Raw genomic sequence first — 15,209 nt, forward strand, 5'->3', positions numbered from 1 at the left:
AGGTCAGCTATTTAAATGCTGGAACGCAATCGAATGTGGGAGCGGGCTTGCTCGCGAATGCGGTGTATCAGCCAACCTATTTATCAACTGACAGACCGCATTCGCGAGCAAGCCCGCTCCCACATTTAATCTTCATTGTTCCAACTATTTGGCCTTGTCTTCCCGCCCCCGCAACACGCGATTAGGCATGGCAATCGCCGCCGCCAACCCCAACAACGACACCCCGGCACTGACCATCAGCAAATGCCTGAAGGTAATCAACAACTCCCCCCGCAAGGCATCCTGCGCCGGCCCAGGCGCCGCATTCAAGCCATCCAGCAGCACATTCCCCGAACTCCCTTCCGCGACCAGCGCCCCACTGGCCAGGTGCGCAAAACTGGAGTCCTGCAACAACGCCAGCAACAGCGCCGACATGCATGCCACCCCAACCGCACCGCCCAGGGAACGGAACAGGTTGGTGGTGCTGGTCGCCACCCCGATATCCCGCTGCTCCACCGAGTTCTGCGTACCCACCAGGGAAGTCGGAAACTGCATCCCGGCGGCAATCCCGCACAGCAACATAAACAGACTGGTGACCGCCACCGCCTGAGGCGCACTCAACGCCATGCCGAAAATCGCGATCGGGCTCAGGAAGGCGCCAATCAGGATCATCGGTTTATAACGCCCGGTCACCGAGGTCATGCGCCCGGCAAAATACGCCCCCATCGGCAAACCCATCGCCAGCGGCAGCAAATGCAAGGCGGCACTGTCGGCACCGGAACCGGTGACGGTCTGGTAACGCAGCGGCATCAACACCGTGAGGGAAATCGCCTGGAAGCTGGTAAAGAAAATCGTGCACCAGCACAACACTGCGCTGCGGTTGGCAAACAGGTGCATCGGCAACAAGGGCTCCCGCGCCCGACGCTCGTGCCACACAAACACCGTCAACGCCACCACGGCACAAACCAACAGCCCCAGCACTTCATCATCGCGCCAATGATGGCCCTGGCCGATTTCGGTGATACCCAGCAACAGCGCCGTCAAACCGACGATCATCAGCAAGGTGCCGAGGTAGTCGATCACCGGCTTGCGTTGCGGCACCGGCAGCCCCACCAGCGTGCGATGGGCCACCCACCAGGCGCCCGCGCCCAGCGGCAGGTTGATCAGGAACACCCAGCGCCACGACAGGTACTCGGTCATGTAGCCGCCCAACACCGGGCCGGCCACGCTCGCCACCGCGTACATGCTGCTGAAGTAACCCTGGTAGCGCCCGCGCTCACGGGGCGGGATGATGTCGCCGATAATCGCCTGGCTGACCGAAATCATCCCGCCGGCACCGATGCCCTGGAGGATCCGCGCCAGCACCAGTTGCTCCATGCTCTGGGCCATGCCGCAGAACAGTGACGCGAGGGTGAACAGCCCCATGCCGATCAGCATCATTGGCCGGCGCCCGTACAAGTCGCCGAGCTTGCCGTAGATCGGCACCGCCACGGTCATCGCCACCATGTAGCCGGAGATCACCCAGGCCAGCAGGTTGACGTCATGGAACTGGGCGGAAATCGCCGGCATGGAGACGGCGACGATGGTCTGGTCCAAAGCCCCGAGAAAGATAGCCATCATCAAGGCGACAAGGACACTGCGCACGGCGGGTGTGGCGGGCTGATTGAGGTTGGTCACGGCAGAACCTGCGAGCAAGGGCCCGCGGGAAAAGGAGGCCCACGGGAATGCTCGTCAGTGTACTAGATAGCTGACTATTCGATAGCCTCGTAAGGAAGTCCGACGTAATTTTCTGCAATGGTTTTACGACCGGCTTCGGAGTCGACGAAGTATTCCAGTTCGCTCTGGGCGATGCGCTGGCTGAAGCCGTCTGCCTCAGGAAACTGATGCAGCATCGAGGTCATCCACCAGGAAAACCGTTCGGCCTTCCAGATCCTTCGCAGGCAAATCTGCGAGTACTTCTCCAGCAATTCCACTCGGCCCTCGCGATACACCTTGAGCAGGATATTGAACAAGGTACTGACATCGCTGGCCGCCAGGTTCAAACCCTTGGCGCCGGTGGGCGGCACAATGTGGGCAGCGTCGCCGAGCAGGAACAGGCGGCCGTACTGCATCGGCTCCACCACAAAACTGCGCAGTGGCGCGATGCTCTTTTCGATGGACGGGCCGGTCACCAGTTGCTCGGTGAGTGAGCTGGGCAAGCGGGTTTTCAGTTCATCCCAGAAGCGCTCATCGGACCAGTCGTCCACCGACTCATCGGCCGGCACCTGCAGGTAATAACGGCTGCGGGTCGGTGAACGCATGCTGCACAGGGCAAAACCGCGTTCGTGCTTGGCGTACACCAGTTCATCGTGGATCGGCGGGGTGTCGGCGAGGATGCCCAGCCAGCCAAACGGATAGACCCGTTCAAAGACTTTCAATGCCTCGGTGGGAATTGACTGGCGCGCCACACCGTGAAATCCATCGCAGCCAGCGATGTAGTCGCAGTCCAGCCGGTACTGCTCGCCTTTATGTTCGAAGCTCAGCCACGGCTCCGGGCTCTTCAAATCATGGGGCTGCACGTTGCCGGCTTCATACAACGTTGTCGCGCCGCTGGCCTGGCGCGCGGCCATCAGGTCGCGGGTGACTTCGGTTTGCCCGTAGATCATCACCGTCTTGCCGCCGGTCAGCGTCTTGAGGTCGATATAGGTCAGTTGCCCATTCAGCGCCAGCTCAAAGCCCTCATGCACCAGGCCTTCGGCATCCATCCGCGCACTCACGCCGGCCTGGCGCAGCAGGTCGACCATGCCTTGTTCCAGCACCCCGGCACGTATGCGCCCTTGCACGTAATCCGGCGTCTGGCGCTCAAGAATCAGGGTTTCGATCCCGGCGTTGTGCAACAGTTGACCGAGCAGCAGCCCCGAGGGACCGGCGCCGATGATGGCGACTTGGGTTTTCAGCGTTTTCATTATTTTTATGGCCCGCAAGCTTCATCCGAACGTATCCGGTGAAAGAGTTGTCATTGAAGGTGTTGCTGGCATTTTTCACTTGAGTGCCCGGCATAAGAAGGTGAAAACTGAGCCCAAAGCTGCGCTTTTCGCCAATTGGGGCGATTACCGCACAACTCTCCCGAAGTATCGGATGAAGCCATGACCAAAACTGCCAGTGCCGCGATTCCAGTGTTCAAACTCTACGGTGAGAGCCAGCAATGGCCGACCCCGGATTTGTTGCACTGTGAAACCATCTCCCGGCGCAGCCGTGAGTACCAGTGGGAAATCCAGCCCCACCGGCATGCGGACCTGTGCCAGTTGCTTTACGTGCACAAAGGCCAGGCACAACTGGAGATCGAGGGGCAGCGCAGCACCCTGAATGAATCGACGCTGCAGGTGCTGCCACCGTTATGCGTGCATGGCTTTCGCTTTTCCGAAAACGTCGAGGGGTTTGTGGTCACCCTGGCCGCGCCGCTGATGGCGCATTTGCAGGGGCAACTGGGGGCCGCGCTGGATGGCCTGAACGCCTTGGGCAGCTACCCTGCCGGCAACGACAGTGACTACCTCAACAGCCTGTTTGCGCGCCTGCAGGAGGAGTACGCCAGCGACCAACCGGCGCGGGACATGATGATGCACGCCCTGGTCAGCGTACTGCTGGTGTGGATCAGCCGCCAGGCCATCCAGCGTCGCCACCCACGAGCACCGCGGGGCCGCGAATACTTCCGCCGGTTCACCCAGCTGGTAGAGCAACATTATCGCGAGCACCCGAAAATCGAAGACCTGGCCCACAAGCTCGGGATCTCGGTCTCACACCTGAACGGTACGTGTCGGGAGTTGGGCGGGCAGCCCGCGTTGCAGATCATGCACGACCGCCAGTTGCTGGAAGCCAAGCGCCTGCTGACCTACACCAGCATGACCATCAATGAAATGTCGGAGGTGTTGGGCTTTTCCGACCCGACCAACTTCTCACGGCTGTTTCGCCGACGCGTCGGGTTCTCCCCGAAGGCGTTTCGGGAGCAGTTGAAAGCCGACCAGGCCTCTAGCGAAGCGAACTGAAGGCAGCCATGTGGCCTACGCATTGACCGTGATTGCAGCTGGAGGCGAACCCCGGCTGCATGCGGGTCTGTTCGACGCGGTAGGCGGCAGTGCCATAGAGCGCGGTGGCGGCGGCGCACAGGGTGAAAATCATCAGGTACTTTCTTGTTTTGATCGACATGATGCTGACCTCTGATCCGATCAAGAAGGTGCTTTGATAAGCATAGGTCAGCTGGGGCAAGTCGCCATTATCGGGCGACATTCAACCTGTTTATGTCGGCTTAGAGACCGACGTCCCACACCGGCTCTTCCGGAAACCTCAATACCAGGAAATCCAGCAGGCTGCGAAGCGCCGCCGGCATATGCTTGCGCGAGGCGTACACCGCGTAGATGTTCATCTGCTGCGGCTCGGCCTCGGGCAACAAGCGGATCAACTCGCCACTGCGGATGTAGTCGCCCGCCTGATAACTCGGCAGCCGCGACACCCCTGCCCCCGCCAGCGTCACCCGCAATAAGGTACTGGCCTCGTTGGCGCTGATATTGCCCTGCACCGGCACCGACACCGGCTCGCCGTTTTCCATGAAGTGCCACAGGCTTTTGCCGAAGTAGGAGTGGGTCAGGCAATTGTGCCGGGCCAGGTCCTGTACCTGCCGCGGTTGCGGATGCTCCAGCAGGTAAGCGGGCGATGCGCAGATCACCGAACGGCACAGCGTGAGGCGGCGGGCGATCAGGTTGGGGTCCAGTTCGAAGCTGGTACGGATCGCCAGGTCGATGCGCTCATCCACCAGGTTCACCGTGCGATCAAGCATCTGCATATCGATGTTGACCAGCGGGTAGCGCTTGACGTATTCGGCCATGGCATCGGCCAGTTGCGCCTGGCCGAACGAGGTGCTGACACTCAGGCGCAGCAGGCCGCGAGGCGCTTCGTCGGGTTCGCTGACGGCGGCCTGCATGTCGCTGCACAACTCCAGCATCTGTCGGCAACGGGGCAGGGTTTCGCTGCCGGCGGCGGTCAGGCTGAGCTTGCGGGTGGTGCGGTGCATCAGGCGCGCGCCGACCCAGTCTTCCAGCTCCGCCAGGTAGCGCGACACCACCGGGCGCGACAGGTCCAGATGGTCGGCTGCCGCCGACTGGCTGCCCAAGTCCACCACCGCGACAAACACCCGCATTGCTTGAAGACGATCCATGATTTGCCCGCTTTTAGAAACAAACTATGTCCAAGCATCGCATTTTTTGTAGCGTTTGGTGCAACTAAGCTCTGTCCACACCTTACCGATGACTGGAGCTGCACATGTTTGGATTCTCCCCGCTCAAGCGCGTGGCCCTGGCCGCCGCCTCCCTGGCCTTCGCCGCGCACGCCATGGCGGCCGACTTGACTCTGGACGCCTACAACCCGGGCGAGACCGCGATGATGCCGGTCACCTCGGTACTGGTCAGCGGCGACAAAGATGCGATCCTGGTGGACGCCCAATTCGGCAAGACCCAGGCCGAGCAACTGGTGCAAAAAATCCGCGCCAGCGGCAAGCGCCTGACTACCATCTACATCAGCCACGGCGACCCGGACTACTACTTCGGCCTCGATACCCTGACCGCCGCCTTCCCCCAGGCCAAAGTCCTGGCACCGCAGCCGGTGGTGGACCATATCAAGGCCACCGTTGAACACAAACTGGCGTTCTGGGGCCCGAAACTGGGCGCGGACAAGCCTGGCAAAGCCGTCATTCCCCAGGTGCTTGAGGGCCACAGCCTGACCCTCGAAGGCAAGCAGTTGGAGGTGATCGGCCTCGACGGCGCACAACCGGACCGCACCTTTGTGTGGATCCCGTCGATCAAGGCGGTGGTCGGTGGTGTAGTCGTCGCGGAAAACATTCATGTGTGGATGGCCGATACGCAGACCGCGAAGTCCCACACCGATTGGCTGGCCACCCTGCAACGTATCCAGGACTTGAAACCGCGCACGGTGATTCCGGGTCACTACCTGGGTACGCCGTCGCTCAAATCCGTGGCGTTCACCGCCGACTACATCAAGGCCTTTGACGAAGAAACCGCCAAGGCCAAGGACTCCGCCGCCCTGATTGCGGCGATGCAAAAGCGTTACCCGAACCTGGGTGACGAGAGCACCCTGGAACTGGGCGCCAAAGTCGCCAAGGGCGAAATGCAGTGGTGAGTTGATTCAACCCTTAACCGTACTGGAGAACGTCATGAGCAAGATCGCAATCATTGGTGCCACCGGTCGTGCCGGTAGCCAACTGCTGGAAGAAGCGCTGCGTCGCGGGCACACCGTCACGGCCATCGCACGTAATACCGACAAGATCGGGGCGCGCCCTGGCGTCACCGCCAAGCAAGTCGATGCGCTGGATGCCCAGGCGCTGGAACAGGCCATCCGCGGCAACGACGTGGTGATCAGTGCGGCGCACTTCGCCACCCTGCCGCCGGAAGCGGTGATCAACCCGGTGAAAAAAGCCGGCGTGAAGCGCCTGCTGGTGGTCGGCGGTGCCGGTTCGCTGTTGTTGCCGGGCGGCAGCCGAGTGATCGACAGCCCGGGCTTCCCCGAGGAATACAAAGCCGAAGCCAGCGCCGGCAGTGTTTTCCTCGATACCCTGCGCCAGGAAAAAGACCTGGACTGGACCTTCCTGTCGCCTTCGGCGGAGTTCGTCGAGACCGCACGCACCGGCACATTCCGCCTGGGCCAGGATGAATTGCTGGTGAGCAGTGAAGGCCGCAGCTGGATCAGTTTTGCCGACTTTGCGATTGCGCTGATTGATGAAGTGGAAACACCGAAGCATTCACGCCAGCGGTTTACCGTCGGCTACTAAGGCTGACGCGCACTAAAAATGTGGGAGCGGGCTTGCTCGCGAATGCGGTGTGTCAGTCAACAGATGTATTGGCTGACCCGGCGCCTTCGCGAGCAAGCCCGCTCCCACATTTTGATCTTCATTGTGACGGCGACTGTGCCTGGCTCACCAGCCAGTCCATAAGCTGCTCCAACCCCGCCGAGGGCTCAGTGCCCGGCGGGTACACCAGGTAATACCCCATCCCCGTCGGCACCCGTAGTTCAAACGGCGTCGCCAACCGCCCCGCCTTCAGGTCCTCGCCAATCAGCGCGCTGTCGCCAATCGCCACGCCCGAGCCTTGGGACGCCACCGTCATCGCCAGGTCCAGGGTTTCAAAATGATGCCCCTGGGCCAGATTGCTCAAGCGTGTATTCGCCGCTTTCAACCACAACGCCCAATCGCGCTCATCCCGCGTAGGGTGCAACAACACCTGTTGCTGCAAATCGGCAGGCGTGTGCAAGCCACCGAGCAAGGCCGGCGCGCACACCGGCGTCAGGCGCTCATCGAACAGATGCCGGGCCTGGGCCGACTGCTCGGCAATCGGCGCGTAGATCACCGCGGCATCGAACTGCTCGCGGCGAAAGTCGACGGTGTAGGCCACGGTGGTGGTCAACTCCACCGGCACATCCGGGCGTTCCTGCTGCCACTGCATCAGCCGTGGAAGAAGCCAGCGCATCACGCAGGTGGAGGCCTTGAGCTGCAAGGTCTCGCGGCGGGTGCCGATCTGCTCCACCGCCTCGCCGATCAGGCCGAACACCTGCTGCGCCCGCAGTGACCATTCGCGGCCCTCTTCGGTGAGGCTCAAGCCACGAGCCTGGCGCTGGAACAGCGCATAGCCCAGATGACTTTCCAGCCCGGCGATCTGCCGACTCACCGCGCCCTGGGTGATGTGCAATTGCTCGGCGGCTCGGGTGAAGTTGCAGCACTGGGCCGTGACCCAAAAGGTGTGCAGGGCCGGCAGCGGCGGAAGACGTTTCATAAGGGCGCAGCCATGACGTGAGGACATGGCTAGTATGACTTTTTATCGATTGTTGCCGCTACGGGCCAGCCGTTCCAATACGGGCCTTTATCAACAATAAGAGCGACGACAATGGCGACCTGCGGCGAAGTATTGGTCAACCTGCTGGAAGGCTACGGCGTGGACCAGGTGTTTGGCATCCCCGGCGTGCACACCGTGGAACTCTACCGGGGCCTGGCGCGCTCGAGCATCCGCCACGTCACCCCGCGCCACGAACAGGGCGCCGGCTTCATGGCCGACGGCTATGCGCGCACCAGCGGCAAGCCCGGCGTGTGCTTCATCATCACCGGCCCCGGCATGACCAACATCACCACCGCCATGGGCCAGGCCTACGCCGACTCGATCCCGATGCTGGTGATCTCCAGCGTGCAGTCCCGCAGCCAGCTGGGCGGCGGGCGCGGCAAGCTGCACGAGCTGCCGAACCAGAACGCGATGATCGCGGGCGTGGCGGCGTTCTCCCATACCTTGATGTCGGCGGCCGAGTTGCCCGGTGTACTGGCCCGGGCATTTGCGCTGTTCCAGGCCGGACGACCGCGCCCGGTGCATATCGAAATCCCGCTGGACGTGCTGGTGGAAAACGCCGACGCGTTGCTCGGCAGCGAACCGGTCAGCGTTTCCCGCGCTGGCGCTGCGCCGTCGGCGGTCAAGCAGATGAGCCAGTTGCTCGCAGCGGCGAAACGTCCGCTGATCCTCGCCGGTGGCGGTGCCATCGACGCAGCCCCCGAGTTGACGCAGCTGGCCGAAGCCCTCGGCGCGCCGGTGGCGCTGACCATCAATGCCAAGGGCATGCTGGCCGCCAACCACCCGCTGCTGATCGGCTCGACCCAAACCCTGGTCGCCACCCGCGCGCTGGTGGCCGAGGCAGACGTGGTGCTGGCGATCGGCACCGAGCTGGCGGAAACCGACTACGACGTGACCTTCGCCGGCGGCTTCGACATTCCCGGCGCCCTGCTGCGCATCGACATCGATTCCGACCAGACCGTGCGCAATTACCCGCCGCAAGTCGCGCTGGTAGCCGACGCGCAAATCGCTGCGCAGGCACTGCTTGCCGAGCTGGGCAACAAACCCCTGGCCGCCCGGGACAGCAACTGGGGCGCCCGCCGCGTCGCCCGCCTGTGGAGCGAACTGGAACCCACCTGGGACGCCGCCACCCGCGCGCAAACCCTGTTCCTCAACACCGTCCTGGACGAACTGCCCGACGCCGTACTGGTGGGCGACTCCACCCAACCGGTGTACACCGGCAACCTGACCCTGAACCTCGACCAGCCGCGCCGCTGGTTCAACTCCTCCACCGGCTACGGCACCCTCGGCTACGCCTTGCCGGCGGCCATCGGTGCGTGGCTGGGGCGCGGCAACGGTGCACCGGTGGTGTGCCTGATCGGCGACGGCGGCCTGCAATTCACCCTGCCGGAACTGGCCAGCGCCGTGGAAGCGCGCACGCCGGTGATCGTGCTGCTGTGGAATAACCAGGGCTATGAGGAGATCAAGAAATACATGGTCAACCGCGCCATCGAACCGGTGGGCGTGGACATCTACACCCCGGACTTTATCGGCGTGGCCAAGGCCCTCGGCGCTGCTGCCCAGCGCATCCGGGGTGTTGAGGAATTACGCAGCGCCTTGCGTGCCGCGACTGATCGCCAGGGCCCGACGCTGATTGAAATCGACCAGGGGCTTTGGATGAAGGAGGTGGCGGTATGAGCGCGGTATTGAATGGGCTGTTTATCAATGGCGCGTGGCGTGCCGGCCATGACGTGCTGGACGTGATCAACCCGGCCACCGAGGCCACCCTGGCCCAAGTGAGCGTGGGTGATGCAGGCGCGGTGACTGAGGCCATCGGCGCCGCCAGCGCGGCCTTCCCGGGCTGGTCAAAAAGCACCGGCCGCGACCGCGCCGCGCTGTTGCGCAAGATCGCCGAGGGTGTGAGCGCAGAGCGTGAACACCTGATGCAACTGCAATCGAGCAACAACGGCAAGCCGCTGTTTGAAGCCGGCATCGATGTGGATGACGTGATCGCCACCTTTGCCTATTACGCGAACCTGGCCGACGAAATGGATGCCAGCCAGGACCGTCCGGTGGTACTGCCCACTGAGGATTTCAGCGCCCGTGTACGCCGTGAAGCCTGCGGCGTGGTGGGCCTGATCGTGCCGTGGAATTTCCCGATGGTGACCACCGCCTGGAAACTCGCCCCCGCGCTGGCGGCCGGTTGCTGCGTGGTGCTCAAGCCTTCGGAAGTGACGCCGCTGGCAGAGCTGGAACTGGCCCGGATCATCGCTTCGGTGGGCTTGCCTGTCGGTGTGTTCAACCTGGTCTGCGGCACTGGCCTGGCGGTGGGCGCGCCGATGGCGGCTGACCCACGGATCGCGAAAATCTCCTTCACCGGCAGCAATGCCGTGGGCGTGCAGGTGATGCAGCGCGCCGCCGAAACGGTCAAGGGTGTGAGCCTGGAACTGGGCGGCAAATCCGCGTTGCTGGTGCTGGCGGACGCCGACCTCGACCTGGCCGTGGAACTGGCCTGCGGCGGTGGTTTCTTCAACGCCGGGCAGATGTGTTCCGCCACCAGCCGGGTGTTGGTGGCCGACGAACTGGCGGACGAGTTTCTCACCCGCTTGCAGGCCAGGGCCGAGAGCATTCGCGTGGCGGACCCGTTTGCCGAAGACGTGGAAATGGGCGCATTGGTCAACCGTGCGCAGTACCAGCGGGTGCTGGGGCATATCGAACGTGGCCTGCAAGCCGGCGCGAAGCTGCTGTGTGGCGGCGGGCGCCCGGCGGATTTGCCTCATGGGTATTTCATTCGCCCGACGGTCTTCACTGAAGTGCCGTTGGACAGCGCGTTGTGGAACGAGGAGATCTTCGGCCCGGTGCTGTGCGTGCGCAGTTTTGCCAATGAGGCCGAGGCGGTGGCGCTGGCCAATGACAGTGAGTTTGGCCTGGTCGCGAGCGTGCTGAGCAGCAACGTGGAAGCGGCTGAGCGAGTGGCCAATGCTTTGCAGGTGGGTTTGGTGTGGATCAATGCGCCGCAGGTGATCTTCCCGCAAACGGCGTGGGGTGGTTACAAGCAGAGCAGCATTGGCCGCGAACTGGGGCCGTGGGGGTTGCAGGCGTTTCAGGAGATCAAGCATGTGATCCGGGCGGTGTAGAAACACTCAAGAGCACCACTGTTCCCTGTGGGAGCTGGCTTGCCTGCGATTGCGGTCTATCAGACACAGATGTGTTGCCTGACCCACCGCTATCGCAGGCAAGCCAGCTCCTACCTGTTGATTTGTGCCGTGTCAGCAGATGCATTTTTTCAATAGCCCCAACGACTTTCTCATTTGCCGCCCTCCCCCACGCCCGGCCTAATACTGCCCTTGTCAGTTCAAGGCCTTCCCATGGAAAACGTCCGCGCAAAACCCGCCACCGCCGTTTGGCTGATGATCAGCGTTGTGCTGGTTGCCCTCAACCTGCGCCCGTCGATGGCCGCCGTCGGCCCGTTGTTGTCGTCGATTCGCGCCGATGTGGCCCTGAGTTTCAGCACGGCCTCCCTGCTGACCATGCTGCCGGTCATGGCCATGGGCCTGGCGATGTTTTTTGGCATGGGCGTGGCCAAACGCTTCGGCGAGCATCGCAGCATTGTGCTGTCGCTGGTGGTGATCGGCCTGGCCACCGTCTCCCGGTTGTTCCTGGACTCGGCGGTTGAGCTGATCTTCAGCGCCATCGCGGCCGGTGTGGGGATCGCGATGATCCAGGCGTTGATGCCCGCCTTGATCAAGTCGCGCTTCAGCGACAACGTTTCCCTGTTCATGGGCCTGTACGTCACCGCGATCATGGGCGGCGCGGCCCTCGCCGCTTCGTTCTCGCCGTTTATCCAGATGCAAACCGGCAGCTGGCGCATCGGCCTGGCCATCTGGGCGGTTCTCGCGGTATTGGCGCTGGTGTTCTGGTACGCCCAACGCTCGGTGCTGCCGCCGCTGCCGCAAGCCGGCGCAGGCCCGCAGGCGTCATTCTTCGGCAATCGCAGGGCCTGGTTGCTGGCGATTTTCTTCGGCCTCGGTACCGCGTCCTACACCTGCGTGCTGGCCTGGCTGGCGCCGTACTACGTGGAACAAGGCTGGAGTGAACAGAACGCCGGCCTGTTGCTGGGCTTTTTGACGGCCATGGAAGTGGTCTCCGGCCTGATTACCCCGGCCATCGCCAACCGCCGGAGGGACAAGCGGGGTGTGGTCGCGGTGCTGCTGGTGCTGATCATCGCCGGCTTCTGCGGGCTGATCCTGAGCCCGCAATACCTGAGCCTGCTGTGGCCGTGTTTGCTCGGCCTGGGGATTGGCGGCTTGTTTCCGATGAGCCTGATCCTGTCCCTCGACCACCTCGACAACCCGCGCCGCGCCGGTGGCCTGACGGCCTTTGTGCAGGGCATCGGCTACCTGATCGCCGGGTTGTCGCCGTTGATTGCCGGGATGATCCGCGACCAGCTGGGCAGCTTCGAGTGGGCCTGGTGGTCACTGACGGCCGTGGTGGTGGTGATGCTGCTGATCGTACTGCGCTTCGATCCCCGGCATTACGCGCGGCATATTCGCTGAGGTCGTGTTGTAAACATTATTTGTCCCACCTCAAACAGAGAAAGGTCCGACAGAGCTTTCTATTGGTACGAGCGTTCCGTTAACATTTTGTATTGTCTTGTACCGAGTTCGGTACAAAGCGCTTGCGGACGGAACGGATGCTAAACAGCAACTTGCTTAGAAAGCTCGATATGCAGGACCTGATGGTGTTTGTCGCTGTTTACGACCAAAGCAGCGTCACCGAGGTTTCCGAAACCCTGTTCGTCAGCCAGTCCACCGTGAGCTACAGCCTGAAGAAGCTGCGCACCAGCTTCGAAGACGAGTTGTTTATCAACACCCGGGCGGGCATGCGTCCTACGTACAAAGCCGCCACCATGTACGGGCATGTGCAGAAAATCCTCGAAAGCATCAACCTGTGCCATGCCGGCAGCCAAACGTTCGACCCCACCCAGAAGGCTGTGACCTTCAACGTCTGCGCCCCCGAATACTTCGAACAGTTGATCCTGCCGCGCCTGCTGAAAAACTTCGACCGCGCCGACCTGCCGGTGATCGTCAACGTGCAGAAGCTCGAAACCGAGGTCCCGGCCGACGCCTTGCGCGACGGGCGTCTGGACCTGGTGATTTGCTTCGGGCCGCACTTTCATCGCGAGCACAAGGACATCAAGACCCAGATGCTGCTGGAGGACGACCTGGTGTGCGTGTTCGACAAACACTCGGCGCCCCGGGAACCGGCGTTCAGCCTGCAATCCTTCGTCGCCCGGCGCCATGTGTTCCCCACGCCCTGGAGTTCCGACACCAACATGATCGACGGCTGGCTGGCGCGCCAGTCCCACAAACGCCAGGTGATCGCCCGCGCCAACAGCTACAGCGCGGCGCTGAAGATGATCACCGGCACTGACTTTATCGTCACCTTGCCCCGTCGAGTGCTGAAGCTGCTGGCAGACACGACCGTGTTCGGCCATTGCGAAGCGCCGAACGGTTTGCCGGGGTTTACCCTGGATATGCAGTGGAATGAACACAGCGCGCAGGACAGCGCCAACACGTGGTTCAGGGAGCAGGTGGTGAAGGTGTGTGCGGATCAGGGATTATTATGACCCCCTGTGGCGAGGGAGCTTGCTCCCGCTGGGCTGCGTAGCGGCCCCAAGAATTTTGGGAGCGCTTCGCACTGGAGCGCCAGCCCCGGTCCAGCGGGAGCAAGCTCCCTCGCCTCAGAGTATTGCCCGTCAGCCGATGGTGACTTTGCTGTAGGACTCGCGATCCATATCGACCAGCAAGACACTGAGCTGCACCTGCAGGTCTGCAGGCCAATCGCCTAGGTCCTGCAGCGCCGCCAACAGGCTTTCCGACAATTGCTTCTTGACCTGCGGTGAACGCCCGCTAAGCAGCGACAGCTTGACCGCGATAAAAGCGCGCGGGCTGATGGACGTGCCAACCTGGAATGTCTCCACCTTCAGCGCGCGGCTTTTGATATCGAACTCGGAACCGAACTGCCCGGACGCCATCAGCACGTTGTTGAGCCGCAACAAGGTTTTCTCAACGGCCAGCTCTGTGAGATTGGCGGTGTATTCCAGATGCAGATGCGGCATGAAAGGCTCCGAGTTGTTGTAGGAAAAGAGTCATACATATAGCACGGGGCCGGGCGGAATCAGACCGCTTTCAGTGTGAAACTTCGGTCAGGCTGTGCAGCGAGCGATTTTCCCAGATCGCCACGATCACCAACACCGCCGACGTCAACGCCCCCAGTACCAACGCCGAAAACACCTGCTGCAATCCCAGCGGCAGCAATACCAGCAGCATCAGCAAGCCGCCCAGGTGCGAAAACGGTGGCAACGGCCGGTCGCTCATCACCCACTTGAACAGCGCACTGCCCAGCAGGAACAACCACGGGCCGGCGATGATCGCCACCACGCCCGCCTGGCTGGCATGCCCCGGATGCACCAGCACCAGTTCGTCGGCCACGGCGCTGACGATAATCCCGGCGACGATCAATACATGCAGGTAGGTGTAGGCGATCCGCGCCTGACGGCCCGGGTCGGCAGAGCTGGCAATGCGATGGTGGGCGCGCTCGGCGCCGCTGTCGAAATAGATCCACCACAGGGCGATGCTGCCCACCACTGCCACCAGGAATGCCGCCAGCCCGTCCACGCTCCAGGGCAGTTCGGCGAAGGTCGCGCCGGTCACCAGCAACGACTCACCGAGGGCGATGATCACAAACAGGCCGCAGCGTTCGGCCATGTGGTTGCCTTCCACATTCCAGTCCGCAAGCGTCGAGGGCCCAAGCCCGGGCACCCAGAAATACACCGACGGGGAAATCAACTCGATCAACAGCGCCAGGGCCCAGAAGGCTAAACGCTGCTCGCCTTCGAGCAGCGCACCGGTGATCCAGAACACCCCGGAAAACAGCATCCACGCCAGGATCCGCTGGAAATTGCGGGTCATGTTCAGCGACTCGCCGCGCACCGCCCACAACGCAAACAGCGTGCGTCCTACCTGCATGAACACATAGGCGCCGGCGAACAACAGCCCGCGATCGGTAAACGCCTTGGGGATCGACGAGGACAGCAACAGGCCCGCCACCATCAAACCGAACAGGCCGATGCGGATCGGGATTTTTTCCGGGTCCAGCCAGTTGGTGACCCACGAAGTGAAGATCCACACCCACCACACCGCGACCATCATCAACGCCACCTGCACGGCACCGCCGATGGACAAGTGGGCGAGCAGCGAATGGGACAACTGGGTCACGGCAAACACGAACACCAGGTCGAAAAACAGCTCGACCATGCCAACCTTGCCGCTGTCATGACTGCCGCGCCCACGCAGCAAGGAACGGGATGGGGCCATG

Annotated in this window: 14 protein-coding genes; 7 read left to right on the plus strand and 7 right to left on the minus strand. The window is 62.5% G+C overall.

Annotated elements, in window-relative coordinates:
* Positions 1-144: 144 nt before the first annotated feature.
* Both HX801_RS25365 and pobA read right to left on the minus strand, forming a co-directional pair.
* Positions 145-1,656, minus strand: a complete 1,512-nt coding sequence (locus HX801_RS25365; RefSeq protein ID WP_003210657.1) for an MDR family MFS transporter — start codon at positions 1,654-1,656, stop codon at positions 145-147.
* 74 nt (positions 1,657-1,730) lie between these two features.
* Positions 1,731-2,915: a 4-hydroxybenzoate 3-monooxygenase gene (gene pobA, locus HX801_RS25370; protein ID WP_177022975.1), complete on the minus strand. Its 1,185-nt coding sequence runs from the start codon at positions 2,913-2,915 to the stop codon at positions 1,731-1,733.
* A 189-nt stretch (positions 2,916-3,104) separates the two neighbouring features.
* On the opposite strand from pobA, the gene HX801_RS25375 reads away from it, so the two are divergent.
* The gene (locus tag HX801_RS25375; RefSeq protein WP_177022947.1) at positions 3,105-4,001 is read left to right on the plus strand and encodes a helix-turn-helix domain-containing protein; all 897 of its coding nucleotides are present in this window, start codon (positions 3,105-3,107) and stop codon (positions 3,999-4,001) included.
* On the opposite strand, the gene HX801_RS25380 is transcribed toward HX801_RS25375, so the two are convergent.
* Positions 3,985-4,161 carry a hypothetical protein gene (locus HX801_RS25380; protein WP_162835184.1) on the minus strand — a complete coding sequence of 59 codons (177 nt, stop codon included), beginning with the start codon at positions 4,159-4,161 and terminating at the stop codon, positions 3,985-3,987. The genes HX801_RS25375 and HX801_RS25380 overlap by 17 nt on opposite strands.
* A gap of 100 nt (positions 4,162-4,261) precedes the next feature.
* Positions 4,262-5,167: a LysR family transcriptional regulator gene (locus HX801_RS25385; protein ID WP_003210653.1), complete on the minus strand. Its 906-nt coding sequence runs from the start codon at positions 5,165-5,167 to the stop codon at positions 4,262-4,264.
* Between the two features lie 104 nt (positions 5,168-5,271).
* Between HX801_RS25385 and HX801_RS25390 the strand changes: the two genes are divergently transcribed.
* Both HX801_RS25390 and HX801_RS25395 read left to right on the plus strand, forming a co-directional pair.
* A complete protein-coding gene (locus HX801_RS25390) occupies positions 5,272-6,144 on the plus strand; it encodes an MBL fold metallo-hydrolase (RefSeq protein WP_102368312.1) in 873 nt (290 codons plus the stop codon).
* Between the two features lie 34 nt (positions 6,145-6,178).
* Positions 6,179-6,793 (plus strand): NAD(P)-dependent oxidoreductase, encoded by a 615-nt coding sequence (locus tag HX801_RS25395; protein WP_102368311.1) that lies wholly within the window; start codon positions 6,179-6,181, stop codon positions 6,791-6,793.
* Between the two features lie 118 nt (positions 6,794-6,911).
* On the opposite strand, the gene HX801_RS25400 is transcribed toward HX801_RS25395, so the two are convergent.
* A complete protein-coding gene (locus HX801_RS25400) occupies positions 6,912-7,790 on the minus strand; it encodes a LysR substrate-binding domain-containing protein (protein WP_008437911.1) in 879 nt (292 codons plus the stop codon).
* Between the two features lie 111 nt (positions 7,791-7,901).
* Here HX801_RS25400 and HX801_RS25405 point away from each other — a divergent pair, with 111 nt between their 5' ends.
* The 4 genes from HX801_RS25405 to HX801_RS25420 all read left to right on the plus strand — a co-directional run bounded on the left by HX801_RS25405 (position 7,902) and on the right by HX801_RS25420 (position 13,458).
* Positions 7,902-9,527 (plus strand): 5-guanidino-2-oxopentanoate decarboxylase, encoded by a 1,626-nt coding sequence (locus HX801_RS25405; RefSeq protein ID WP_177022948.1) that lies wholly within the window; start codon positions 7,902-7,904, stop codon positions 9,525-9,527.
* Entirely contained in the window at positions 9,524-10,966 is a 1,443-nt protein-coding gene (locus HX801_RS25410) for an aldehyde dehydrogenase family protein (protein ID WP_177022949.1), read from the plus strand. The genes HX801_RS25405 and HX801_RS25410 overlap by 4 nt, the downstream gene beginning before the upstream one ends.
* A gap of 231 nt (positions 10,967-11,197) precedes the next feature.
* Complete coding sequence (locus HX801_RS25415; RefSeq protein WP_177022950.1) at positions 11,198-12,385, plus strand: cyanate transporter; 1,188 nt, start codon at positions 11,198-11,200, stop codon at positions 12,383-12,385.
* 137 nt (positions 12,386-12,522) lie between these two features.
* Positions 12,523-13,458, plus strand: a complete 936-nt coding sequence (locus HX801_RS25420) for a LysR family transcriptional regulator (protein ID WP_023659100.1) — start codon at positions 12,523-12,525, stop codon at positions 13,456-13,458.
* Between the two features lie 129 nt (positions 13,459-13,587).
* Here the strand turns inward: HX801_RS25420 and HX801_RS25425 are convergent, their stop codons facing one another.
* Both HX801_RS25425 and HX801_RS25430 read right to left on the minus strand, forming a co-directional pair.
* Positions 13,588-13,950 (minus strand): 5-carboxymethyl-2-hydroxymuconate Delta-isomerase, encoded by a 363-nt coding sequence (locus HX801_RS25425; RefSeq protein WP_102368307.1) that lies wholly within the window; start codon positions 13,948-13,950, stop codon positions 13,588-13,590.
* A gap of 70 nt (positions 13,951-14,020) precedes the next feature.
* Positions 14,021-15,208, minus strand: coding sequence for a low temperature requirement protein A (locus HX801_RS25430; RefSeq protein WP_008437907.1), 1,188 nt, complete (start codon positions 15,206-15,208; stop codon positions 14,021-14,023).
* Position 15,209 lies beyond the last annotated feature (1 nt).

Source organism: Pseudomonas sp. G1002 (genome assembly GCF_013385455.1).
Classification (GTDB): Bacteria; Pseudomonadota; Gammaproteobacteria; order Pseudomonadales; family Pseudomonadaceae; genus Aquipseudomonas.